At 63.8% G+C, this 21,506-nt stretch carries 18 protein-coding genes; 10 read left to right on the forward strand and 8 right to left on the reverse strand.

Going from position 1 to position 21,506, the window contains the following annotated elements; translation table 11 throughout:
* Window positions 1-8: 8 nt before the first annotated feature.
* The 4 genes from AC1DX6_RS06565 to AC1DX6_RS06580 all read left to right on the forward strand — a co-directional run bounded on the left by AC1DX6_RS06565 (window position 9) and on the right by AC1DX6_RS06580 (window position 5,527).
* Window positions 9-305: a sarcosine oxidase subunit delta gene (locus tag AC1DX6_RS06565; protein ID WP_477311940.1), complete on the forward strand. Its 297-nt coding sequence runs from the start codon at window positions 9-11 to the stop codon at window positions 303-305.
* Window positions 302-3,295 carry a sarcosine oxidase subunit alpha gene (locus tag AC1DX6_RS06570; RefSeq protein WP_477311941.1) on the forward strand — a complete coding sequence of 998 codons (2,994 nt, stop codon included), beginning with the start codon at window positions 302-304 and terminating at the stop codon, window positions 3,293-3,295. The genes AC1DX6_RS06565 and AC1DX6_RS06570 overlap by 4 nt, the downstream gene beginning before the upstream one ends.
* Window positions 3,288-3,875 (forward strand): sarcosine oxidase subunit gamma, encoded by a 588-nt coding sequence (locus tag AC1DX6_RS06575; protein ID WP_477311942.1) that lies wholly within the window; start codon window positions 3,288-3,290, stop codon window positions 3,873-3,875. The genes AC1DX6_RS06570 and AC1DX6_RS06575 overlap by 8 nt, the downstream gene beginning before the upstream one ends.
* A 209-nt stretch (window positions 3,876-4,084) precedes the next feature.
* On the forward strand, window positions 4,085-5,527 hold the full coding sequence (locus tag AC1DX6_RS06580; RefSeq protein ID WP_477311943.1) for an MFS transporter: 1,443 nt from the start codon (window positions 4,085-4,087) through the stop codon (window positions 5,525-5,527).
* A 21-nt stretch (window positions 5,528-5,548) separates the two neighbouring features.
* Here AC1DX6_RS06580 and AC1DX6_RS06585 read toward each other — a convergent pair whose 3' ends face one another.
* Window positions 5,549-6,253: a nitroreductase gene (locus tag AC1DX6_RS06585; RefSeq protein WP_477311944.1), complete on the reverse strand. Its 705-nt coding sequence runs from the start codon at window positions 6,251-6,253 to the stop codon at window positions 5,549-5,551.
* Between the two features lie 287 nt (window positions 6,254-6,540).
* Between AC1DX6_RS06585 and AC1DX6_RS06590 the strand changes: the two genes are divergently transcribed.
* The 5 genes from AC1DX6_RS06590 to AC1DX6_RS06610 are packed head-to-tail and all read left to right on the forward strand — an operon-like array spanning window position 6,541 to window position 14,077.
* Complete coding sequence (locus tag AC1DX6_RS06590; protein ID WP_477313613.1) at window positions 6,541-7,083, forward strand: helix-turn-helix domain-containing protein; 543 nt, start codon at window positions 6,541-6,543, stop codon at window positions 7,081-7,083.
* Window positions 7,084-7,099: 16 nt separating this feature from the next.
* Window positions 7,100-9,553 (forward strand): GcvT family protein, encoded by a 2,454-nt coding sequence (locus AC1DX6_RS06595; RefSeq protein ID WP_477311945.1) that lies wholly within the window; start codon window positions 7,100-7,102, stop codon window positions 9,551-9,553.
* Window positions 9,550-10,449, forward strand: a complete 900-nt coding sequence (locus AC1DX6_RS06600) for a homocysteine S-methyltransferase family protein (protein WP_477311946.1) — start codon at window positions 9,550-9,552, stop codon at window positions 10,447-10,449. The genes AC1DX6_RS06595 and AC1DX6_RS06600 overlap by 4 nt, the downstream gene beginning before the upstream one ends.
* Window positions 10,449-11,630, forward strand: coding sequence for a pyridoxal phosphate-dependent aminotransferase (locus tag AC1DX6_RS06605; RefSeq protein WP_477311947.1), 1,182 nt, complete (start codon window positions 10,449-10,451; stop codon window positions 11,628-11,630). The genes AC1DX6_RS06600 and AC1DX6_RS06605 overlap by 1 nt, the downstream gene beginning before the upstream one ends.
* The gene (locus AC1DX6_RS06610; RefSeq protein ID WP_477311948.1) at window positions 11,627-14,077 is read left to right on the forward strand and encodes a GcvT family protein; all 2,451 of its coding nucleotides are present in this window, start codon (window positions 11,627-11,629) and stop codon (window positions 14,075-14,077) included. The genes AC1DX6_RS06605 and AC1DX6_RS06610 overlap by 4 nt, the downstream gene beginning before the upstream one ends.
* A gap of 177 nt (window positions 14,078-14,254) precedes the next feature.
* Here the strand turns inward: AC1DX6_RS06610 and AC1DX6_RS06615 are convergent, their stop codons facing one another.
* Genes AC1DX6_RS06615 through AC1DX6_RS06645 form a run of 7 tightly spaced genes read right to left on the reverse strand, consistent with a single transcriptional unit; the run spans window position 14,255 to window position 20,823 of the window.
* Window positions 14,255-14,842 carry an NAD(P)H-dependent oxidoreductase gene (locus AC1DX6_RS06615; RefSeq protein WP_477311949.1) on the reverse strand — a complete coding sequence of 196 codons (588 nt, stop codon included), beginning with the start codon at window positions 14,840-14,842 and terminating at the stop codon, window positions 14,255-14,257.
* A complete protein-coding gene (locus AC1DX6_RS06620) occupies window positions 14,842-15,423 on the reverse strand; it encodes an NAD(P)H-dependent oxidoreductase (protein WP_477311950.1) in 582 nt (193 codons plus the stop codon). The genes AC1DX6_RS06615 and AC1DX6_RS06620 overlap by 1 nt, the downstream gene beginning before the upstream one ends.
* Entirely contained in the window at window positions 15,423-16,820 is a 1,398-nt protein-coding gene (locus tag AC1DX6_RS06625; protein ID WP_477313615.1) for an FAD-binding oxidoreductase, read from the reverse strand. Before AC1DX6_RS06625 ends, AC1DX6_RS06620 begins: the two co-directional genes overlap by 1 nt.
* Entirely contained in the window at window positions 16,820-18,133 is a 1,314-nt protein-coding gene (locus AC1DX6_RS06630) for a cytosine deaminase (protein WP_477311951.1), read from the reverse strand. The genes AC1DX6_RS06625 and AC1DX6_RS06630 overlap by 1 nt, the downstream gene beginning before the upstream one ends.
* Before the next feature lies 1 nt (window position 18,134).
* A complete protein-coding gene (locus tag AC1DX6_RS06635) occupies window positions 18,135-18,986 on the reverse strand; it encodes an ABC transporter permease (RefSeq protein WP_477311952.1) in 852 nt (283 codons plus the stop codon).
* A complete protein-coding gene (locus AC1DX6_RS06640) occupies window positions 18,973-19,803 on the reverse strand; it encodes an ABC transporter ATP-binding protein (protein WP_477311953.1) in 831 nt (276 codons plus the stop codon). Before AC1DX6_RS06640 ends, AC1DX6_RS06635 begins: the two co-directional genes overlap by 14 nt.
* Window positions 19,804-19,818: 15 nt before the next feature.
* Window positions 19,819-20,823 (reverse strand): ABC transporter substrate-binding protein, encoded by a 1,005-nt coding sequence (locus tag AC1DX6_RS06645; RefSeq protein WP_477311954.1) that lies wholly within the window; start codon window positions 20,821-20,823, stop codon window positions 19,819-19,821.
* Between the two features lie 254 nt (window positions 20,824-21,077).
* Between AC1DX6_RS06645 and AC1DX6_RS06650 the strand changes: the two genes are divergently transcribed.
* On the forward strand, window positions 21,078-21,461 hold the full coding sequence (locus AC1DX6_RS06650; protein ID WP_477311955.1) for a RidA family protein: 384 nt from the start codon (window positions 21,078-21,080) through the stop codon (window positions 21,459-21,461).
* Window positions 21,462-21,506 lie beyond the last annotated feature (45 nt).

A 21,506-nucleotide genomic window follows, 5' to 3' on the forward strand; every position in this document is an offset into this window, starting at 1 on the left:
AACAAAGAATGCTCATCACTTGCCCCTATTGCGGCCCGCGCGACGTCATCGAGTTCACCTATCAGGGCGACGGCAACCGCCAGCGCCCGCAACCGGCCTCGCAGAATCTCGACGCCTGGAACGCCTATGTTTATGACCGGCTGAACCCGGCCGGCGACCACAATGAGATCTGGCAGCATTCCGGCGGTTGCCGCACCCATCTCAGAATGGTGCGCAACACGGTCACACATGAGATTTCCAGCACCGGTTTCGCGCGCGGCGACCACAACGCCGCCGCCCGCCACAAGGCGGGGGGCAAGTCATGAGCCCGCGCCGCATCGAGAGCGGCGGCCGTGTCGACCGGCTGCGCACCATCCGCTTCACCTTTGACGGCATGCCCTACACCGGCCATGCCGGCGACACGCTGGCCTCGGCGCTGCTGGCCAACGGCGTCAGCCTGTTCGGGCGCTCGTTCAAATATCACCGCCCGCGCGGCGTGCTGACCGCTGGCGTCGAAGAGCCGAACGCGCTGGTGACCGTGCTGCGGGGCGAGGGTCGCGAGCCCAACATCGCCGCGACCATGGTCGAGATCTATGACGGGCTGGTGGCCGTCAGCCAGAACCGCTTCCCCTCGCTTGCCTGGGACGTCAACGCCATCAACCAGCTCGGCGGCAAGCTCCTGTCGGCCGGCTTCTACTACAAGACCTTCATGGGACCGGTGGTCGGCCCGCTGAAGGGCACCCGCTTCTGGATGTTCTGCGAGCACTTCATCCGCCGCGCCGCCGGCCTCGGCAAGGCCGGCATCGTTGCCGGCACCGAGCGTTACGAGCGCATGAACGCGTTTTGCGACGTGCTGGTGGTCGGCTCCGGACCAGCCGGGCTGACCGCCGCCAAGGCCGCCGCCGACCAGGGCGCCCGCGTCATCCTTGCCGAACTCGAGCCGAATTTCGGAGGCTCGGCCAACTGGTCCGGCGAGACGATCGACGGCATGCCGGCTGCCGATTGGGCGGCGCGGGCTGTCGGCCAGCTAGAAGGCTTTGACACCGTCCGCCTGCTGCCGCGCACCACGGTGTGGGGCTATTATGACGGCAACACGCTGGCAGCACTTGAGCGGGTCACTGATCACAAGGAAACATCCGGCAAGGGCGAGCCGCGCCATCGCTACTGGGCCATTCGCGCCAAATCGGTGGTGCTGGCCACTGGCTCTTTCGAGCGGCCGCTGGTGTTCCCGGGCAATGACCGTCCGGGCGTCATGCTGGCGCATGCCGCCGAGCGCTATGCCAACGAATATGGCGTGCTGCCGGGCGAGCGGATCGCGCTGTTCACCAACAATGACAGCGCCTATCGCTCGGCGATTGCGCTGAAGCGGGCTGGTGCCGCAGTTGTCGCGATCGTCGACGTGCGCCCTGAACTGTCGAGCGAGATGCGCAAACTGGCCGACGAAGCCGAGGCCGAGATTTTCTCCGGCCACGCCGTGGTCGCCACTGAAGGCGGCAAGGCACTGTCCGGCATCAAGGTGCAGCGCTTCGACATGATCACCGGCGCGCTGAGTGGCGACGCGCGTAGCATCCACACCGATTGCCTGCTGATGTCGGGCGGCTGGTCGCCGACCATACATCTCGCCAGCCAGGCCGGTGCCAAGGCGGAATGGAACGCCGCCCGGCAAGCCTTCCTGCCGCCCAAGCCGACCCAGAAATGGATCGGCGCCGGCGCCTTCACCGGCAGTTTTTCCACCGCCGAGGCCATCGCCGAGGGCCGTGCCGCCGGTCATTCGGCAGCGGGTGTATCAGGCACACCATCGGCGCTCCCGACTGTCGAAGCCGCCCCCGGCGACCCCGATCCGGCACCGGTGTTCGAGATCAGGGCCAAGGGCAAGAGCTTCGTCGATTTCCAGCACGACGTGACCGCCGAAGACGTGCGGCTGGCGCATCGCGAAGGTTTTGTCTCGGTCGAGCACTTGAAGCGCTACACCACGCTCGGCATGGCGACCGACCAGGGCAAGAGCTCCAACATACCCGGCCTCGCCATCATGGCCGAGGCGCTGGGCAAGCCGATCCCCGAAGTCGGCACGACCCGCTTTCGTCCGCCCTTCTCGGCGGTGTCGATCGGCTCGCTGGCCGCCGAACGCTTCGGCGATTTGAAACCAGAGCGGCTGACGCCGATGCATGACTGGCACCTCGCCAATGGCGCAACCATGTACTCGGCCGGCCTCTGGTACCGCCCGATGATCTACGGGCTTTCGGGCGAGACGATCGAGCAGGCCTATGTCCGCGAAGCCAAGGCCACCAGAGAGAGCGCCGGCATCGTCGATGTCTCGACGCTGGGCAAGATCGCCGTGCAAGGTCCGGATGCCGCCGAGTTCCTCGACCGGGTCTACACCAACATGTTTTCCACGCTTGCCGTCGGCAAGGCGCGCTACGGGCTGATGCTGCGCGAGGATGGCCTCGCCTTTGACGACGGCACGACATGGCGGCTCGGCGACCAGGACTTTTTGATGACCACCACCACCGCCAATGCCGGCAAGGTGATGCAGCATCTCGAATATTTCCTCGATGTCATCTGGCCGGAGCTGAAGGTGCATGTCACCTCGGTGACGGATGAATGGGCGGGCGCTGCGATCGGCGGCCCGAAGGCGCGCGCAATCCTCGCCGCTTGCGTCACCGGCACCGCCGTCGACAACACAACCTTGCCTTTCATGGGCATCGTGCGCGGCGAGATATCGGGCGTGCCGGTGATGATCTGCCGGCTCTCCTTCTCCGGCGAAATGGCCTTCGAGGTCTATTCCGGCGCCGGCTACGGCACCCATGTCTGGGAAGCCTTGATCGAGGCCGGCAAGCCGTTCGGACTGGTCACCTACGGGCTCGAGGCGCTCGGCACGATGCGCATCGAGAAAGGCCACGTCACCGGCGCCGAGATTGATGGCCGCACCACGGCGCGCGACCTGCATCTCGACTGGATGCTGTCGAAGAAAAAGCCGTTCATCGGCTCGGCGATGATGGACCGCGAAGGCCTGATCGCTTCCGATCGCCTGCAACTCGTCGGCCTGATTGCGCTGGACAACCGGCCGCTTAACGGTGGCGCGCACATCGTCGCGGAACTGGATGAAGCCAACCCGCACGGTTCGCTCGGCCACATCACCGCCTGCTGCTACTCGCCGGCACTCGGCAAGCACATCGCGCTGGCCTTGGTCGAGGGCGGCAAGACACGGCACGGCACGCGCGCCTATGTCTCCGATCCCTTGCGTAAGCGCTTCGGGCCGGTCGAGATCGTCTCCAACCACTTCTTCGATCCGGACGGGAGCCGCATGCATGGTTGAGCGTCAATCACCGCTGGAGCCGACGCTGCATGCCGGCTCGCATGGCAATTTCGAGCACGGCGTCGAGGTCATCCTCTCCGAAACCAGGCCCGGCTCGATCCTGCAGCTTGCCGCATGGCCGGGCGAAGAAAAGCAGCTGATGGCGGGCATCCGCACCGTCACCGGCCTCGCGCTGGCTGACGGCGCCGGCGGCGGCAGCACCGACGGCGTCCGGTCGGTGTTCGGCTTTGCGCCGGGCAAATTCACCGTGGTCGACGAAGCGGAGAACCTGGCGGCAGCCTTTGCCCATGTCGTCAGCCCTGAAATCGGCACGGTCACCGACCTGTCGCACGGCCGCACGGCGATCCGCATCGCCGGGCCGAAGGCGGAATGGGTGCTGGCGAAATTCTTCGCCATCGATTTCGCGCTGCCGGCCTTCCCGATCGGCGCCGGCCGTTCGACCACCCATCACGACGTCTTCGCGCAGATCCAGCGCACCGGCGCCGACCAGTTCGACATCTATGTGTTCCGCTCGTTTGCACGCTCGTTCTGGAACGCGCTTTGCCATGCCAGCGAAGAAGTCGGCTACGAGGTGCAGTAGAGCAATTCCAGGAAAAGCGCGCAGCGTTTTTCCGTCTGGTATCGCGTAGAAGCAACCAGGACCAATCGATTGGTCCTTGAATCTGCCTGGCACTACGGACCGCCTCATCTGTCGCTTGAGCCTTGGGCCTGCACGAACAATAGATAGCAATCACGGGCTCTTGCCATAGCGGCCGCCCGTTCAGGCAACCAGCACGACCGTATCCTTCCATGACCGCAGAGACTTCGGCGACGGCCCCAACGCGCTTCGGCACGGCGGGCGAGGTGTCGCTGCTGTTGCCGCTCACAGTCGCTTGCGGTGTGTTCATGACCAGCCTCGACCAGAATGTCGTGGTCACAGCGCTCCCCGGCATTGGCGAAAGCCTCGCCCGCCCGCCCAGCCAGCTTGGCCTGCTGATCACCGTCTATGTCGCCAGCCTGATCATCTCGATGCCGGTCGGCGGCTGGGCCGCTGATCGCTTCGGCCTGCGCAACGTCTACTGTTTTGCCTTGCTCGTCTTCGCCGTGGCGTCGGCTTTGTGCGGCCTGTCTGAAGACATCTGGATGCTGGTCGGCTCGCGCGCGCTGCAAGGCTTCGGCGGCGCGCTGATGGGCACGCTCGGCCAGGTCGTGATCCTGCAGAGCTTTCCGCGCAGCCGCACGCTGAAGATCAACATGTACATTTCGCTGGCCGGCCAATCCGGACCACTGGTCGGTCCGCTCGTCGGCGGCGCGCTGACCACCTACATCTCGTGGCGCTGGATCTTCTTCATCAACGTGCCGTTCGCGCTCATTGCCGCACTTCTTGCCGCCTCACTGTTTCCCTCGGCAACCAAGGCGGTTCGCACACCTTTCGATTTTCCAGGCTTTGCCCTTGTCGGCAGCGGCATGGCGCTGCTCGTCTTCGGCATGGATTCGCTCGCCGCGAAAGATGCGGGCGGCAGCCTGATCGCCGCTGAACTCGGCCTGGCCATCGCCATCCTTGCCGTCGCCTCTTTCTATTGCTTGCGAGCCCGCAATCCGCTGCTCGATCTCAAGCTCCTGCGCATCCGCACCTTCCGCGTCAGCTTCCTGACCGGCGGCGGGCTGGATACGATCGGCCTCAGCTCCGTCGTCTTCCTGCTGCCGCTGATGTTCCAGCTCGGCTTCGGCATGAGCGCCGTGCAGGCGGGATCGCTGACTTTCGTCGCCGCGGTCGGCTCGTTGCTGACGCGCCTCGTCATGCCGCGGGTTCTCAACCGCTTCGGCTTCCGTCGCGTGCTGGTGTTCAACACGCCTGTCATCGCTTGCCTGGTCGCCGGCTTTGCCCTGATGCAGGCCACCACGCCGATCTGGATCGTGCTCGCCTATATCTTCATCTTCGGCGTCTTCCGCTCAGCGCAGTGGGCCTCGACCGGCAACCTGTCCTACTCCGACATCGCAGCCGAGCAGCTCGCCCGCTTCAGCGCGCTCTATTACATACTGTGGCAGCTGGCAGTGGCGATCAGCGTCGGCCTGGCGGCGGCACTGCTGTCGCTGCTGACCGGCGGCGGCCATACCAGCGTCAACGACTTCCGCATCCTGTTCGTCATCGAAGGCGTCATCACGCTGTGCGCGCTGTTCGCCTATCTCAGGCTGACGCCGCAGGACGGCGCCCATATCAGCGGCCATGGATCGCAGGTGAGTTTAGACTAGCCAGAGCCGAACCGCGGTGGCCTACTCGCTGAACGTCACCCACTCTTCCAGCGGCACGCGGTCGGTGCGAAAGTCGTTTTCGGGCTTAGACGTGTCCTCACGGCCGAGCGCCATGCCGCAGACGACGATCTCCTCGTCGGGGATGTTGAGCACCGGTCTGATCTGCCGGTGATAGGGCGCAAAGGCCGCCTGCGGACAGGTGTGCAGGCCCCTACCCCGCGCCGCCACCATGATGTTTTGCAGGAACATGCCGTAGTCGATCCACGAGCCCTGGTTCAGCCGACGGTCGATGGTGAAGATCATGCCGACCGGCGCATCGAAGAAGACGAAGTTGCGGTCGTGCTGGGCGCGCATCTTGTCGACCTCGCGGCGGCCGATGCCGAGCGCGCCATAGAGCCCAAAGCCATTGGCGCGACGGCGGGTGAGATAAGGCTCGAAGAACTGGGTCGGGTAATAGCGATACTCGTCCCAATCGGCCTTCTCGGCGCGGATGCCGGAATTGAGGATGGCATCTGATATCTGCTGCTTGATATCGCCCTTGGTGACATAGACCCGCCAGGGCTGCATGTTGGTGCCCGAAGGCGCGCGAGCGGCGACGGCCAGAATGGCGCGGATCGTCTCGTCGTCGACCATGTCGGGCAGGAAGGCGCGTACCGAACGGCGCGACATGATCGCCTCATCGACGATCGCCGCATCGTCAGCAATCCGTGTGTCATTCTCCAGCATGGGCCGTCCCTTTGCGCATGTGCTCCGAAAACCGAACCGGCCTCCGGAAAGAGATCATGCGCAGATTCCAAACATTGGCCGCCGACCGGACGACCCCACACTCGCCGTTCGCGGGCCGAGCCTTTGCATGAACCGCCAAAATCGCGCAAGCAAATCTTGTGGCCTCATGAAAATCCACTTGATTTTTTCACGAGTGTGCTTTCTCATGAAATTCACCTCGGAATTTTCACCAAGTGAGCGTTTTGCCCCCAGCTACCGCCAGAACATTGCAGGGACCTGACGAGCGCCTGCTGGCGAGCGATATTCGAGCGCTGCGCAAGGCGCGCGGGCTGACGCTGGCCGAGATCGGCCTCAAGCTCGGCCGCTCCGTCGGCTGGGTCAGCCAGGTCGAGCGCGGCTTGTCGATCCCTTCGCTCGGCGATCTCAGGGCCTTCGCAGACCTGTTCGGCGTGCCGCTCAGCCTGTTCTTCAGCCACGACGTGCCGGTCGAGAAGGAGCGCGGCGTTGTCGTGCGCGCCGGCAGCCGGCGCACGCTTGGCACAAGCGAATCCGGCCTGGTGGAGGAGCTTCTGTCACCCGATCTCGGCGGTAGTTTCGAGATGGTGCGCTCGATCTTCGCGCCGGGCGCGGAACTCAAGACCCAGCAGCTACGGCCGACCGAGGAGGCCGGCTATGTCGCATCGGGCATTTTCGAGATCGAGATAGCGGGCATCTGGCACCGGCTTGTCGAAGGCGACTCCTTTCGCTTCGAGCGCAAGCCGTATCGCTGGCGCAATCCCGGCGCCGAGCCGGCAGTGATCATCTGGGTGGTTTCGCCGCCTGTCTATTGAACGAGGGGTTTTAGATATGGCCGGTTTGCCGACCACGGCACGCGTGGTGATCATCGGAGGCGGTGCCGTCGGCACCTCCTCGCTCTACCATCTCGCCAAGGCGGGCTGGACCGACTGCGTGCTTCTGGAAAAGAACGAGCTGACCTCCGGCTCGACCTGGCACGCGGCCGGCAATGTGCCGACCTTCTCCTCGTCATGGTCGCTGATGAACATGCAGCGCTATTCGACCGAGCTTTACCGGGGGCTCGCCGACGCGGTCGACTATCCCATGAACTACCACGTCACCGGCTCGCTCAGGCTGGCGCATACGACCGAGCGCATGCAGGAGTTCCAGCGCGCCAAGGGCATGGGCCGCTACCAGGGCATGGACATCGACGTCGTCGGTCTCGACGAGATCAAGCGCCGCTACCCCTTTCTCGAAACGCATGAGTTGAAGGGCGCGCTCTACGACCCCAATGACGGTGACATCGACCCGGCGCAATTGACCCAGGCGCTGGCCAAGGGCGCGCGCGACATGGGCGCCAAAATCATCCGCTTCTGCCCGGTGTCAGGCGTGCGCCGCGAGAACGACGAATGGGTGGTCGAAACAGCGCAAGGCGAGATCCGCTGCGAAATCGTCGTCAACGCCGCCGGCTACCGCGCTGCGGAAGTCGGCAAGATGTTCGGCCGCGACGTGCCTATGATGGTCATGAGCCATCAGTATATTTTGTTCGAGGAGATTCCTGAGCTGGCGGCATGGTCGAAGGAGCAAGGCAAGAAACTGCCGCTGCTGCGCGACGTCGACACCTCGTACTATCTGCGCCAGGAAAAGAACGGCATGAATCTCGGCCCCTACGAGCGCAATTGCCGCGCTCATTGGGTTGGCCACAACGACCCGATGCCGGAGGATTTTTCCTTCCAGCTGTTCCCCGACGATCTCGACCGTCTCGAGCATTATCTCGCCGACGCCGTCGCCCGTGTGCCGATCCTCGGCACCGCTGGCCTGTCCAAAGTCATCAACGGCCCGATCCCCTACACGCCGGACGGCAATCCGCTGATCGGTCCGATGCCGGGCGTGCCGAACGCCTTCGAGGCCAGCGTCTTCACTTTTGGCATCGCGCAAGGCGGCGGCGCCGGCAAGGTGCTGGCCGAATGGGTGACGCAAGGCCAGACGGAATGGGACATGTGGTCCTGCGATCCACGCCGCTTCACCTCCTTTGCCGCCGCGCCCGACTATTGCGTCGCCAAGGGTATGGAGATCTACGGCAACGAATACGCCATCCAGTTCCCGCGCCATGCCTGGCCGGCGGGGCGCGACCGCAAACTGTCGCCGATCCACGATCGTATCAAGGCGCTCGGCGGCCGCTTTGACGCCTACAATGGCTGGGAGCGCGCCACCTGGTACGCGCAAGACGGCGACGATGTCTCCGAGGAAGCGACACTGACCTTCCGCCGCGATGGGCCGTGGCAGCATCGCGTGCGCGAAGAGTGCCTGGCGGTGCGCGACGCCGCCGGCATTTTGGACCTGCCCGGATTCTCGCGGTTCAATCTCGACGGCCCCGGCGCTGCCGACTGGCTGAGCCAGCAGGTGACCGGTCTGGTGCCGAAGCCCGGCCGCATCGGCCTTATCTACTTTGCCGATGACAAGGGCCGCATCGTCACCGAAATGTCTGTCGTGCGTCACGACGAAAACCTGATGACGCTGATCACCGCCGCAGTTGCGCAGTGGCATGATTTCGAATGGCTGAAGTCGCGCATGCCGAAGGACGCGTCGTTCAAGCTGGTCGACCGCACGGAAGAGTTTTCCACCCAGATCCTCGCCGGCCCCAACTCGCGAGAAATCCTCGCAGATGTCTGCGCCGCCGACCTCGCTTTGCCCTGGCTGACGCATCAGGAAACGACGATAGCCGGCCACTGGGCAAAGCTGGTGCGCGTCTCCTTCGCTGGCGAACTCGGCTGGGAAATCCACACCAAGGTGGCCGACACATCAGCCGTCTTCGACGCCGTCTGGGCCGCAGGCCAGAAGCATGGGCTAAGACCGTTCGGCATGTACGCGCTGGATTCGCTGCGGCTCGAAAAGGGTTACCGCACCTGGAAGGGCGATCTTTCAACCGACTATTCGATCCTGCAGGGCGGGCTGGAGCGCTTCGTCAAATGGGAAAAGGCCGATTTCCCAGGCAAAGCGGCGCTACTGAACGAGAAACAGCAAGGCGTGAAGAAGCGCTTCGTCACGCTGGTCGTCGAAGACCCGGGCGATTGTGACGCGCCGTCCGTGTCGACGCTGTGGCATGACGGCAAGATCGTCGGTGAAACAACGTCAGGCGGCTGGGGTCATCGCATCGACAAATCGATCGCACTCGGCATGCTGCGTGCCGACCTGGCTGAACCGGGAACAGCCATCGAGATCGAAATCTTCGGCGACCGCTTCAAAGCAATCGTGCAGAAGGACGAACCGCTGTGGGATCCAAAAAACGAAAGACTGAGAGCATGAAAAAAGTGATCCTCACCGATGGCGGCATGGGCCAGGAACTGGTGCGCCGCAGCAGCTCCGAACCGACGCCGCTATGGTCGGCCAGGGTGCTGATCGACGAACCGGATCTGGTGCGCGACCTGCATGCGGAATTCATCCGCGCCGGCGCCCGCGTCATCACCATCAACACCTACTCGGCCACACCCGAACGTCTGGCGCGCGAGGGTGCGGAAGACCTGTTCAAGCCGTTGCAGAAGCGCGGCATCGAGCTGGCAAGGCAAGCCCGCGACGAGGCCGGTGATACGGCGATCGCCGGCTGCCTGTCGCCGCTGTTCGGCAGCTATGCGCCGGCGCTGACCATCTCCTATCAGGATACGCTCGACATCTACCGCCGCATCGTCGCCGAGCAGGCCGACGGCGTCGACCTGTTCCTCTGCGAGACCATGGCGTCGGCCGAGGAAGGCCGTGCGGCCGTTACTGCCGCATCGGAAAGCGGCAAGCCTGTCTGGGTGTCGTGGACGCTTGCCGATCACGGCTCGCCGCGCCTGCGCAGCGGTGAGACGATAGCGGCCGCTTCGAGCGCGCTCGACGGACTGCGGGTTGCGGCGCGGCTGGTCAATTGCTGCCGGCCGGAAGCGATCGCCGCAGCCCTGCCCGAACTGATCGATCTCGGCGGCCCGGTCGGCGCCTATGCCAACGGCTTCACCTCCACCGAAGCGCTCAAACATGGCGGCACCGTCGATGTGTTGCATGCCCGCCACGACCTTGGTCCGGATGCCTATGCCGACCATGCGCTCGGCTGGGTCAGAGCCGGCGCCGGCATCGTCGGTGGCTGCTGCGAAGTCGGACCCGCCCACATCGCCGCCCTGCGCGACCAGCTCGAACAGGCCGGCTACGAAATTTCGGGAGTACACTGATGCCCAGACCCTCATCGCGCATTTCCGGCATCGTGCCTTCGGGCAAGGACGGCTGGGAAGTTCATACCGCCGCCTGGGCACGCAAAGCGGCCGGCGAGGACATCATCATGCTGTCGGTCGGCGACCATGATTTCGATACGCCGTCGCAGACAATCGAGGCCTGCGTGACGGCGGTTCGCGCCAGCAATCACCATTACACCCCGCTTCCCGGCATTCCGCGCCTGCGCAAGGCCATGGCTGCGGCCTCGACCGCTTGCACCGGCATTGCGACCAGTTCCGACCAGGTCATCGGCACGCCAGGTGGGCAGGCAGCGCTCTACGCAGCGGTGCAGGCCGTTCTCGACCAGGGCGACCATGCCATCGTCGTCGCGCCCTATTATGCCACCTACCCCAACACCTTCAGCGCGGCGGGTGCGGAATTCACCGTGGTCGAGACACCGGCCGAGGACGGCTTCCAGCCGCGAGCCGCCGACATCCGCGCAGCGCTGCGACCCAACACCCGCGCCATCCTCATCAACACGCCGAACAATCCGACGGGTGCCGTCTATTCGCGCCAGCATCTGGAAGAGCTGGCGCAAATCTGCCGCGAGCATGACCTCTGGCTGCTGTCGGACGAGGTCTACTGGACTCTGGGCGGCGGCGAGCATATCTCGCCGCGTTCGCTGCCCGGCATGGCGGAGCGCACGCTGGTCATCAATTCGATGTCGAAGAGCCACGGCATGACCGGCTGGCGCATGGGCTGGCTGACCGGCCCGGCAGAGATGATCCTGTTGCTGACCAACCTCAATCTGGTGACGACCTACGGCCTGCCGGCTTTCATCAGCCTTGCTTGCGCCGAGGCGCTTGAAAACGGCTATGGCGTCAAGGAGATCGCCGAGCGCTATGCCGGCAGGCGCACAATCCTGCTCGATGCCGTGCGCGGCATGAACAATGTCAGCGTGCGCGGCTCCGAAGGCGGCATGTATGTCATGCTCGACATATCTGATGTCGAACCCGACGACGAGAAATTCGCCTGGGCTTTTCTCGATGCGGAAAAGGTCGGCGTCATGCCCGGCTCCAGCTTCGGTGAGGCCGCCGCCGGCCACATCCGCATCAGCCTCTGCCAGCCTGAGCCCGTCTTGCAGGAAGCAGCGCTGCGCTTGCGCCGCTTTGCCTCCAGCTATCGCCGCGAGGCTGCATGACCGCCAAACCCATCCCGACCAAAGCTCGCGCCGTCATCATCGGTGGCGGCGTCTCCGGCTGCTCGGTCGCCTATCATCTGGCCAAGCTCGGCTGGACCGACATCGTCCTGCTCGAACGCAAGCAGCTGACATCAGGCACGACATGGCACGCCGCCGGCCTGATCGGCCAGCTGCGCGGTTCGCAGAACATGACCCGGCTGGCGAAATATTCGGCCGACCTCTACGTCAAGCTGGAAGCCGAGACCGAAGTCGGCACCGGCATGCGCCAGGTCGGCTCGATCACCGTGGCGCTGACCGAAGAACGCAAGCACGAGATTTATCGGCAGGCGTCGCTGGCCCGCGCCTTCGATGTCGACGTGCGCGAGATTTCACCCAAGGAAGTCAAGGAGATGTACCCGCATCTCAACATTTCGGATGTGGTCGGCGCCGTTCATCTGCCGCTCGACGGTCAGTGCGACCCCGCCAACATCGCCATGGCTCTGGCCAAGGGCGCGCGCCAGCGCGGCGCCACCATCGTCGAGAATGTGAAAGTCACCAAGGTCCATACCAAAGCCGGCCGCGTTTCGGGTGTTTCCTGGGCGCAAGGCGACGAGCAAGCCACGATCGAGGCCGACATAGTCGTCAACTGCGCCGGCATGTGGGCGCGCGAACTCGGCGCCCAGAACGGCGTCACCATCCCGCTGCACGCTTGCGAGCACTTTTACCTCGTCACCGAGCCCATCCCCGGCCTAACCCGCCTGCCGGTGCTGCGCGTGCCCGACGAATGCGCCTACTACAAGGAAGACGCCGGCAAGATGATGCTCGGCGCTTTCGAGCCGGTGGCCAAGCCCTGGGGCATGGATGGCATTCGCGAGGATTTCTGCTTCGACCAGTTGCCCGAGGACATGGAGCATTTCGAGCCGATCCTCGAAATGGGCGTCAACCGCATGCCGATGCTGGCCACCGCCGGCATCCACACCTTCTTCAACGGCCCCGAGAGTTTTACCCCCGATGACCGCTACTATCTCGGCGAGGCGCCGGAGCTGTCCGGCTACTGGATGGCGACCGGCTATAACTCGATCGGCATCGTCTCTTCCGGCGGCGCCGGCATGGCGCTGGCGCAATGGATCAATGACGGCGAAGCTCCCTTCGACCTGTGGGAAGTCGACATTCGCCGCGCCCAGCCCTTCCAGAAGAACCGCAGCTATCTGAAGGAGCGCGTCTCCGAAACGCTCGGTCTGCTCTACGCCGACCATTTCCCCTATCGCCAGATGGCGACGTCGCGCAATGTCAGGCGTTCGCCGCTACACGAACATCTGAAGGCGCGCGGCGCCGTGTTCGGCGAAGTCGCCGGCTGGGAGCGCCCCAATTGGTTCGCCCGCGAAGGACAGGAGCGCGAATACCACTACTCCTGGAAACGGCAGAACTGGTTCGACAACCAGCGCGAGGAACATCTCGCGGTGAGGAACGGTGTCGGCCTGTTCGACATGACCTCGTTCGGCAAGATCCGGGTCGAGGGCCGCGACGCCTGTGCCTTCCTGCAAAAGCTCTGCGCCAACGACATGGACGTGGCGCCGGGTAAAATCGTCTACACCCAGATGCTCAACAAGCGCGGCGGCATCGAGAGCGACCTCACCGTCTCCCGCCTATCGGAAACCGCCTACTTCCTCGTCGTGCCAGGTGCCACGCTGCAGCGCGACCTCGCCTGGTTGAGAAAACATCTCGCTGGCGAATTCGTCGTCATCACCGATGTCACGGCGGCGGAAAGCGTGCTCTGCCTGATGGGCCCGGACGCAAGGAAACTGATTCAGAAGGTGAGCCCGAACGATTTTTGCAACGAAACCAACCCGTTCGGGACATTTCAGGAGATAGAAATCGGCATGGGTCTGGCCCGCGCCCACCGCGTCACCTATGTCGGCGAACTTGGCTGGGAGCTCTACGTCTCGACCGACCAAGCCGCTCATGTCTTCGAAGCAATCGACGAGGCTGGCGCCGATGTCGGCCTGAAACTCTGCGGCCTGCACACACTGGATTCCTGCCGCATCGAAAAGGCCTTTCGCCATTTCGGCCACGACATCACCGACGAGGACCATGTGCTGGAGGCCGGCCTTGGCTTCGCCGTGAAGACGGCCAAGGGCGATTTTCTCGGCCGCGATGCCGTGCTGAAGAAGAAGGAAACCGGGTTGAACCGGCGGTTGGTGCAGTTCCGGCTGAAGGACCCACACCCCCTGCTCTTCCACAACGAGGCCATCCTGCGCGACGGCAAGATCGTCGGCCCGATAACCTCGGGCAATTACGGCCATCATCTCGGCGGCGCCGTCGGGCTCGGCTACGTCTCATGCAAGGGCGAGAGCGAGGCGGATGTGCTGGGATCGTCCTACGAGATCGAGATCGCCGGCGAGCGCTTTGCCGCCGAAGCGTCGCTGAAGCCGATGTATGACCCGAAGGCGGAACGGACGAGAATGTAGCGCCCTTTTGCCTTCCCCCCTTGTGGGGGAAGGTGGATTGCCGCGAAGCGGCAAGACGGATGAGGGGTGTTCCAGGGAACGCCAACATCTCACTCCGCTGGAGCACCCCTCATCCGTCTCGGCGCTGCACGCCGATCCACCTTCTCCCACAAGGGGAGAAGGGAAAGTCGCGCCCCCTCAAAACCTTTCCAGCTTCGCCCGCACTTTCGCGAGAAACACAGCTCTTGTCCGAGGCGTCGAGGCATCCATCAAATAATGCGCCAGGAAGAATGTCCGGCAGCGCGTGGCGCACAGCGCGCGCATGCCGCGTAGCAAGGTCTTGCGGCCGGGTTGGCCGACGACGACGCTCCACCAGGTCGGTGCGCCGCAGGTGGTGATGACGCCGACCTTCGTCACATGCGTCATCAGCGATTTGATCCGCCCCTTGCCTGCCGGCAGCTTGAAAGCGACATCCGTCGCCCACACTCGGTCGAGCCAGCCTTTCAGCATCGCCGGCAGTCCATACCACCATGTCGGATAGACGAAGAGGATCGCCTGCGCCCAGGCGAGATGCTCGAAATGCGGCTTCAGCGCCGGATCCTCAGGGGCGCGGTCATTGTAGAAGCGCCGCTCATCGCAGCCCATGACCGGATTGAAGTTTTCCGCATAGAGGTCGAGCAGCCGTACCTCCCAGCCCCTTCGCGTCAGCACTTCGATGGCGCTGTCGCGGATCGACGCGCAAAAGCTCTCGGGCACCGGATGGCAATAGACCACCAGCACCCGCATCAGAACGCATCCATCCTGGCTGCGACCTTGGCCATGAAGGCCTTGCGTGTGTCATCGGTCGACAGGTTCATCGAATAATGCGCGAGATAGGACACGGAGGCACCGGGCTTGATGGTGGCGCGCAGCATGCGGTTGACCAGCTTGCGTGGCGGATCGCCCATCAGCATGGCACGGAAGCGGCTGCCGCCATAGGTGGTGACCGCGGCCAGCTTGCGAATGTTGTGCAGCGACGGCTGCACCTTGCCGTCGACCAGCCTGAACGACACGCCGGGCAGAAAGACGCGGTCGAGAAAGCCTTTCAGCATGGCCGGAAAACCGAAATTCCACACCGGGTATGACAGCACCAGCGCCTCGGCCTGCAGCAAGCGCTCGACATAGGGCGCTGCCGGATCACCGGTGCCGCGCTCGTTGTGATAGCCGAGCCGCTCGGTGCGCGTCAGCCGCGGATCGAAGCCCTCGGCGTAGAGATCACAATCGTCGACGACATGGCCGGCCGCCGTCAGCCGCTCGACGATCATCCGGTGCAGGCCGGCATTGAAGCTGGTCTCGACCGGATGGGCGTAGAGGACGAGGATGTTCATCAGCTCGCCTTTTGCAAACCCTTGAAAAGGAACGACTTGCCCGAGCGATAGTCGTAGTCAGGATTTTCCCAGGCTATCATCTTGCCGGGATTGAGCAGCCCTTGCGGATCGGTCTCGCGCTTGAAGGCAAGCTGCACCGCGTCGGTCTGCTTCATGCCGCCCTCCTCCAGCGTGTAGCGGTGCGGGTTGAAGATCCAGCAACCATTGTCCTCGTGGATGCGGATGATCTCGTCGAGCCGCTCCGCCGTGGTGAAGCGCACCAGCGGCAGTCCGGCGGCGCCGATCGCACCGTCGAAGCGGATGAATTCGAGATGCGCCGGCACCTCGTCGCCAAAACGATCGACCATCGCCTTGACGTGGGCGAGATGGTCCGGCGACGGATAGCGCGTCTGCAGATAGGTGATCGAGGGATCGACCCGGATGGCGCGCAGCGTCGTGTGGTTCCAGGTCAATTCATAGGCCGGCGGCAGGCCCTTGAGATCGGCCTCCTTGTCGGCGCGAAAGACGATCTGGCCCTTGCTGTGCGCCGTCAAGGCGACAAAGGCGTCCATCGCGTGCGGCGCGATCATGCACACGACAATGCTCTGCTCGCGCCGGAAGAATTTCTGATGCCGCTTGAAATAATCGTAGGGGATGGGCGCCGCGATCGGCGTGATCAGCTTCGCCAGAATGCCGTCCTGGATGGCGAGATCGTTGCCGAAACCGGCCGCGTCCATGAAATCGTCGAAGCCGACAATCACGTCGATCCAGTCATAGCTGGCCGTCAACGGCATCTCGACTTCGGTGATGATGCCGTTGGTGCCATAGGCATGCATGACCTTGAGCACATCCTCGCCGGTCAGGTCCATGACGCGCGGCTCCGCCTCCATCGTCACGGTCCTGAGCCGGATGACATTGCCGAGATCGCGCAAGCCGCCCCAGCGGATCGAGCCGACGCCACCGGAGCCGCCGGCAACAAACCCACCGATCGAGGCCGTGTTGTAGGTCGAGGGCGACATACGCAGCTCCTGGCCCGAATGTGCCCGCGTCGCCTTGTCGATGTCGGCCAGGACGGCACCCGGCCCCGTGACGACACGGCCGGGCGCAATCGTTTTGACCGCATTCATCTCGGCGAGGTTGAGCACCACGCCGCCGGACAAAGGCATGGCCTGCCCGTAATTGCCGGTGCCGCTGCCGCGCGGCGTCACCGGAATGCCATGGCGATGGCAGGCGGCGAGCACGCGGATGACTTCGTCTTCCGATTTCGGCGTCACGATCAGGTCGCCGGTGACATGGTCGAGCTGTTGCTTCAGCACCGGGCTGTACCAATAAAAATCGCGACTTTTCTGCTGGACGATCGCCGGATGGTCGTCGAGCTTGAGACCTTCGAGGTCACGCTTGAGCGCCGAAACATCCATCACTTCACCATCAAATCGTCGAGTTCGGCATAGTCGGGCAGCTTGCGGTCGATCGCCCGCCCGTCGCGCACGACGATGCGATCCGATTCGGGCCGCGACAGCAATTCCGTCCAGCTCCGTCCCCTAAAGACGACGAAATCGGCGGCACCGCCAGAAGCAAGCGTACCGAAGCCGTCGAGCCGCATCACCTTGGCCGGCGTCGCCGTCACCGCTTGCGGCCAGTCGGCGACAGGATGATCGAAATGCAGGATGCGCGTCGCCATGCGGTAGACCTCCAGCATGTCGAGATCGCCATAGGCGTAGAACGGATCACGCGTGTTGTCCGAGGCAACCGCAACCGAAATACCCCTCGCCTTCATCTCATGCAGCAGCGTCACGCCGCGCCAACGCGGCGTGGTGTTGTCGGCCCGCCGGTCCTGCAGATAGAGATTGCACATCGGCAGCGACACCACGGCAAGCCCCGCCTTCGCCACCTTGTCCAGCGTGTCGAGCACATCGAGGTCGGGCTGGCGCGCCAGCGAGCAGCAATGCCCCACCAGGATTTTGCCCTCAAAGCCGTTCCACAGCGCCGCCTCGGCGATCTTCTTCAGCGAGATCGCCGCGACATCGTCGGTCTCGTCGGCATGGAAATCGAGGTCGAGCCCGTGCTTGATCGCCTCGGAAAACACCTTGTCGAGCAACTCCTCGAGGTCAGGCACCATATAGGTGACGACACCGAGCACGCCCTTGGCCGCGGCCACCCGCTTGGCCAACCTCTCGAACCACTTTTTGTCGCGCACGCCCTCGATGCCGAGCAGGCAGGCCGCCTGCAACTCGATGCGGCCGCGCCATTTTTCCCGCATCGTCTCGAACACCGGCCAGGAGATTTCCTCCTGCGGCGGCACGCTGTCGAGATGCGTGCGCATCGCCCTGGTGCCGTGCGCGTAGGCGCAGCGCAGTGAGAAATCCATGCGGCGGGCAACATCCTCGGCACTCCAGCGCGCCACGCGGTCCGCACCGGTAGCGTTCAGCGCGCCCATGAAGGTGCCGTCGGGATTGGGTTTGCGCGGCCAGATATGGCCCTTGTCGATATGCGTGTGACAGTCGACGAAACACGGCAGGATGATACGGCCGCCAAGGTCGATGCCCGCCGGAGCTTTGGGGCGCCCGTGCGCCACGATGCTGGAGATATTGCCGTCGGCGACAGAAATGTCGGCTAGCGCAAATCCATCGGAATCGAAGGGTGCGGCAAAGCCTGGGGTCAGCGATGCATGAAGCCGGACGTTGGTGAGGACATAGGAACCGCCCTCGGGAATGCTGATGGCTTTCGGCACGCTACCGCTCCTGCTTCAATGCACTTTCGTGCCAACGCCGCAGGATCAGATGCGAAATCAGCGACAGCACCAGGAAGATCAAAATGCCGGTAAACGAAATCAGGATCAGCGCCGCAAACAGCCGCGGCGCGTTGAGCCGGTAGCCGGCCTCGATGATGCGCGAGGCCAGCCCCGACGACTGCCCTTGCGCGCCGGCGACGAACTCGGCCACGACAGCGCCGATCAATGACAGGCCGCCGGCGATCTTCAGTCCGCCGAGGAAATAGGGCATTGCCGCCGGCAGCCTGAGATAGCGCAATTGCTGCCAGTGGGTCGCGCCGTTGAGCTTGAACATGTCGCGCAGATTGCGGTCGACGGAATTGAGGCCGAGCGTGGTGTTGGACAGGATCGGGAAGAAGGCGACGATCCAGGCGCAGAGCAGAAGCTTGGTCGTCTGGTTGTCGACATAGATGTTGATCAGCGGGAAGATGGCGACGATCGGCGTCACCTGCAGCACGATGGCAAAGGGGAAGAACGACATCTCCACCCATTTCGACTGCGCAAACAGCACCGCCAGCCCGACCCCGCCGATGACGGCGAGCGCCAAGCTGAGGAAGGTGATCTTGAGCGTCACCAGCAGCGAGGAGAACAGCAGCCCGGCATCGTCATAGAGCGTCTGCAGCACCACGCCCGGGCGCGGCAGGATGTATTTCGGGATCTCGTTCCAGACACAGACACGGTCCCACAGCCAGATCGCCAGGATCATGATCGCCAGCGGCAGCAGCCATTTGCCGATCCGTTCCAGCCGCTCCTCGCGCACGCGGCGCGCCTCCTCCGGATCGAGGTTCACGGCAGGTTGGTCAATGGCCGTCATGATGCGGTCCGGCGGTTGAGTTGATGGCGTTGACCAAGACATCCGAAGCCTGGCGGCAGAGCGCGGCATAGTCTGGCGAGGTGCGAAAAGCCTCGTCGCGCGGATAGGGCGCATCGACGGCAAGCTCGCCGAACACCCGGCCCGGCCGCGCCGCCATGACAACGACGCGGTTGGACAGGAAAACGCTTTCAAAAACGCTGTGGGTGACGAAGACGACGGTGAAGCGCTCGTCCTGCCACAGCTCCAAAAGGTCGTTGTTGAGCTTGAAGCGGGTGATTTCGTCGAGCGCGGCGAACGGCTCGTCCATCAACAGCACGCGTGGCTTGGTGACCATGGCGCGCGCGATCGAGACGCGCATCTTCATGCCGCCGGAAAGCTCACGCGGCACGGCATTCTCAAAACCGGTCAGATGAACCCGCGCCAGCATCTCCATCACCGCCGGTGCCGCCTTGGCCCGCGACACGCCCTTCAGCCTGAGCGGCAGCCAGACATTGTCGAAGACATCGGCCCACGGCAGCAGCGTCGGCTCCTGGAAGACGAAACCGATTTTCGAGCGGTCGAGCGAGCCGCTGCCGCGCCAATCCAGCACGCCGGAAGTCGGCGTCGACAGGCCGGCAATCAGGCGCAAGGCAGTCGACTTGCCGCAGCCGGACGGCCCGAGAAGGCTGAGGAAATCGCCTTCCCGTATCGTCAGATTGACGTCGCTCAGCGCCGTCACGCCGTTGGAAAAAACCTTGCCGACGCCGCGCAAAGCCAGCAGCATCGGGCTCTCGCCCGATGCGCTTGAGGGCGTTTGCGCCACTTTCTCCTGCATCATGTCCGGCAGACCGGCCTACTTCTTCAACTCCAGCCCGACGCTCTTGTTGACGAAGGCAAGCGTGTAGGCCTTCTTGATGTCGATGCCCGCCGGCGTGACCTTGGCCTTGACCATCTTGTCGTAGAAGCTCTGGATGCGCGCATCGGTCATGGCGCCGATGCCGAGCTTTTCCGAATCGCCGGAATCGACGACGCCGAATTTCTTCAGCTGCTCGATCGAGAAGGCTATCTGCGCATCCGTCATGTCCGGATTGTCCTTCTTGATCATCTCGTTGGCGGCCTTGTTGTCACCATAGAGGTAATTGTACCAGCCCTTGGCCGAACCATCGACGAAGCACTGCACCACCTCCGGCCGCTTGTCGATTGTGGCCTGCATGGTCTCGACCGTGGTCGCGTAGGTGTCCCAGCCATAGTCGGCCAGCAGGAACTGGTTCGGCAGGAAACCGCCCTCTTTCTGGACCGCGAACGGCTCCGAGGTGACGTAGCCCTGCTGGATCGACTTCTTGTTGGCGATGAAGGGTGCCGAGTTGAAGGTGTAGGGCACGCGCTTGGCGGCATCGAAGCCGAGTTCCGTCACCATCCACTGGAAGAAGGTCTGCACGCCCTCGTCGCCGAGGATGTACTGGTCGGCGGTCTTCAAATCCTCCCACTTGTCCAGGCCTTGGCCGGGCTGGGACATGATGACCTGTGGATCCTTCTGGAAATCCGCCGCCACCACGCGCATCGGAATGTCCTGCTGGACGGCATCGAAGGCCGACAAAAGATTGCCGCCCATATAGAAATCGATCTTGCCGGCAAGCAGCAGCGGCCGCCCGCTGACCTGCGGGCCGCCCTGCATGATGGTCACGTCGAGACCGCAGGCGGCATAGGTGCCGTCTGCCACGGCCTGGTAGTAGCCGCCATGCTCTGGCTCGGCCAGCCAGTTGGTGCCGAACGTCACCTTTTCGTTTGCTGCCGCGCTCAGCGCGCTCGAAGCAAGCATGGCGATCGCCGCCGCCGAAACCGTCAATTTTCCGTACATCAACACCACCCTCTGTTTGCTCCGGCGCGCTCTGCGCCGGGCTCGACACCATTGGTTCAAGAAGCAAGACACATGCCACCGCCGGGACCGCCCGCTTGCGCAAGGTCGCGCGCGAAGGCCGGACGGGTCATGCTGCATGGAAGGCATCGTGCCTATTTTTTGGACGCCTGTCCACAATCGCCCTGATGACATGCACCGCCATCTTGAAGGTCTCGGCGGTTCAGTCCTAGGCTGCCGACAAACCGGAGATTGTCATGTTCAAATTCCTCACCCCGAAGTCGATCAAGCCGCCTTTTGCCCGCTACAGCCACGGCGTCGAGGTGCCGCCTGGCAAGCGGCTGGTGCTGTGTTCGGGCCAGGTCGCCATCACGGCAGACGATCAGATTCCGGAGGATGCCGGCGCACAGGCCGAACTCTGCTTCAGGAATATCGAAGCGATTCTCGGTGATGCCGAGCTCAGCCTATCGGACGTCGTCCGCATCAACGCCTATGTCACCGACCGCGCGTTCCTGCGGCCCTATATGGACGTTCGCGACCGGCTGTTTTCCAGCCCGGCGCCGGCTTCGACGCTGATGATCGTCTCCGGCTTCGCCCGGCCGGAATTCAAGGTCGAGATCGAGGTCATCGCGGCTGGGTGATCGACAGGCAGCGTTTGGCGCGCTAGGTCTCGGTCACATAAAAGA

This window comes from Mesorhizobium sp. P2_C4, from assembly GCF_056404575.1.

Coding starts and splice junctions, on each gene's coding strand:
- AC1DX6_RS06565 (WP_477311940.1), top strand. CDS start 9: ATGCTCATCACTTGCCCCTATTGCGGCCCGCGCGACGTCATCGAGTTC.
- AC1DX6_RS06570 (WP_477311941.1), top strand. CDS start 302: ATGAGCCCGCGCCGCATCGAGAGCGGCGGCCGTGTCGACCGGCTGCGC.
- AC1DX6_RS06575 (WP_477311942.1), top strand. CDS start 3,288: ATGGTTGAGCGTCAATCACCGCTGGAGCCGACGCTGCATGCCGGCTCG.
- AC1DX6_RS06580 (WP_477311943.1), top strand. CDS start 4,085: ATGACCGCAGAGACTTCGGCGACGGCCCCAACGCGCTTCGGCACGGCG.
- AC1DX6_RS06585 (WP_477311944.1), bottom strand. CDS start 6,253: ATGCTGGAGAATGACACACGGATTGCTGACGATGCGGCGATCGTCGAT.
- AC1DX6_RS06595 (WP_477311945.1), top strand. CDS start 7,100: ATGGCCGGTTTGCCGACCACGGCACGCGTGGTGATCATCGGAGGCGGT.
- AC1DX6_RS06600 (WP_477311946.1), top strand. CDS start 9,550: ATGAAAAAAGTGATCCTCACCGATGGCGGCATGGGCCAGGAACTGGTG.
- AC1DX6_RS06605 (WP_477311947.1), top strand. CDS start 10,449: ATGCCCAGACCCTCATCGCGCATTTCCGGCATCGTGCCTTCGGGCAAG.
- AC1DX6_RS06610 (WP_477311948.1), top strand. CDS start 11,627: ATGACCGCCAAACCCATCCCGACCAAAGCTCGCGCCGTCATCATCGGT.
- AC1DX6_RS06615 (WP_477311949.1), bottom strand. CDS start 14,842: ATGCGGGTGCTGGTGGTCTATTGCCATCCGGTGCCCGAGAGCTTTTGC.
- AC1DX6_RS06620 (WP_477311950.1), bottom strand. CDS start 15,423: ATGAACATCCTCGTCCTCTACGCCCATCCGGTCGAGACCAGCTTCAAT.
- AC1DX6_RS06625 (WP_477313615.1), bottom strand. CDS start 16,820: ATGGATGTTTCGGCGCTCAAGCGTGACCTCGAAGGTCTCAAGCTCGAC.
- AC1DX6_RS06635 (WP_477311952.1), bottom strand. CDS start 18,986: ATGACGGCCATTGACCAACCTGCCGTGAACCTCGATCCGGAGGAGGCG.
- AC1DX6_RS06640 (WP_477311953.1), bottom strand. CDS start 19,803: ATGATGCAGGAGAAAGTGGCGCAAACGCCCTCAAGCGCATCGGGCGAG.
- AC1DX6_RS06645 (WP_477311954.1), bottom strand. CDS start 20,823: ATGTACGGAAAATTGACGGTTTCGGCGGCGGCGATCGCCATGCTTGCT.
- AC1DX6_RS06650 (WP_477311955.1), top strand. CDS start 21,078: ATGTTCAAATTCCTCACCCCGAAGTCGATCAAGCCGCCTTTTGCCCGC.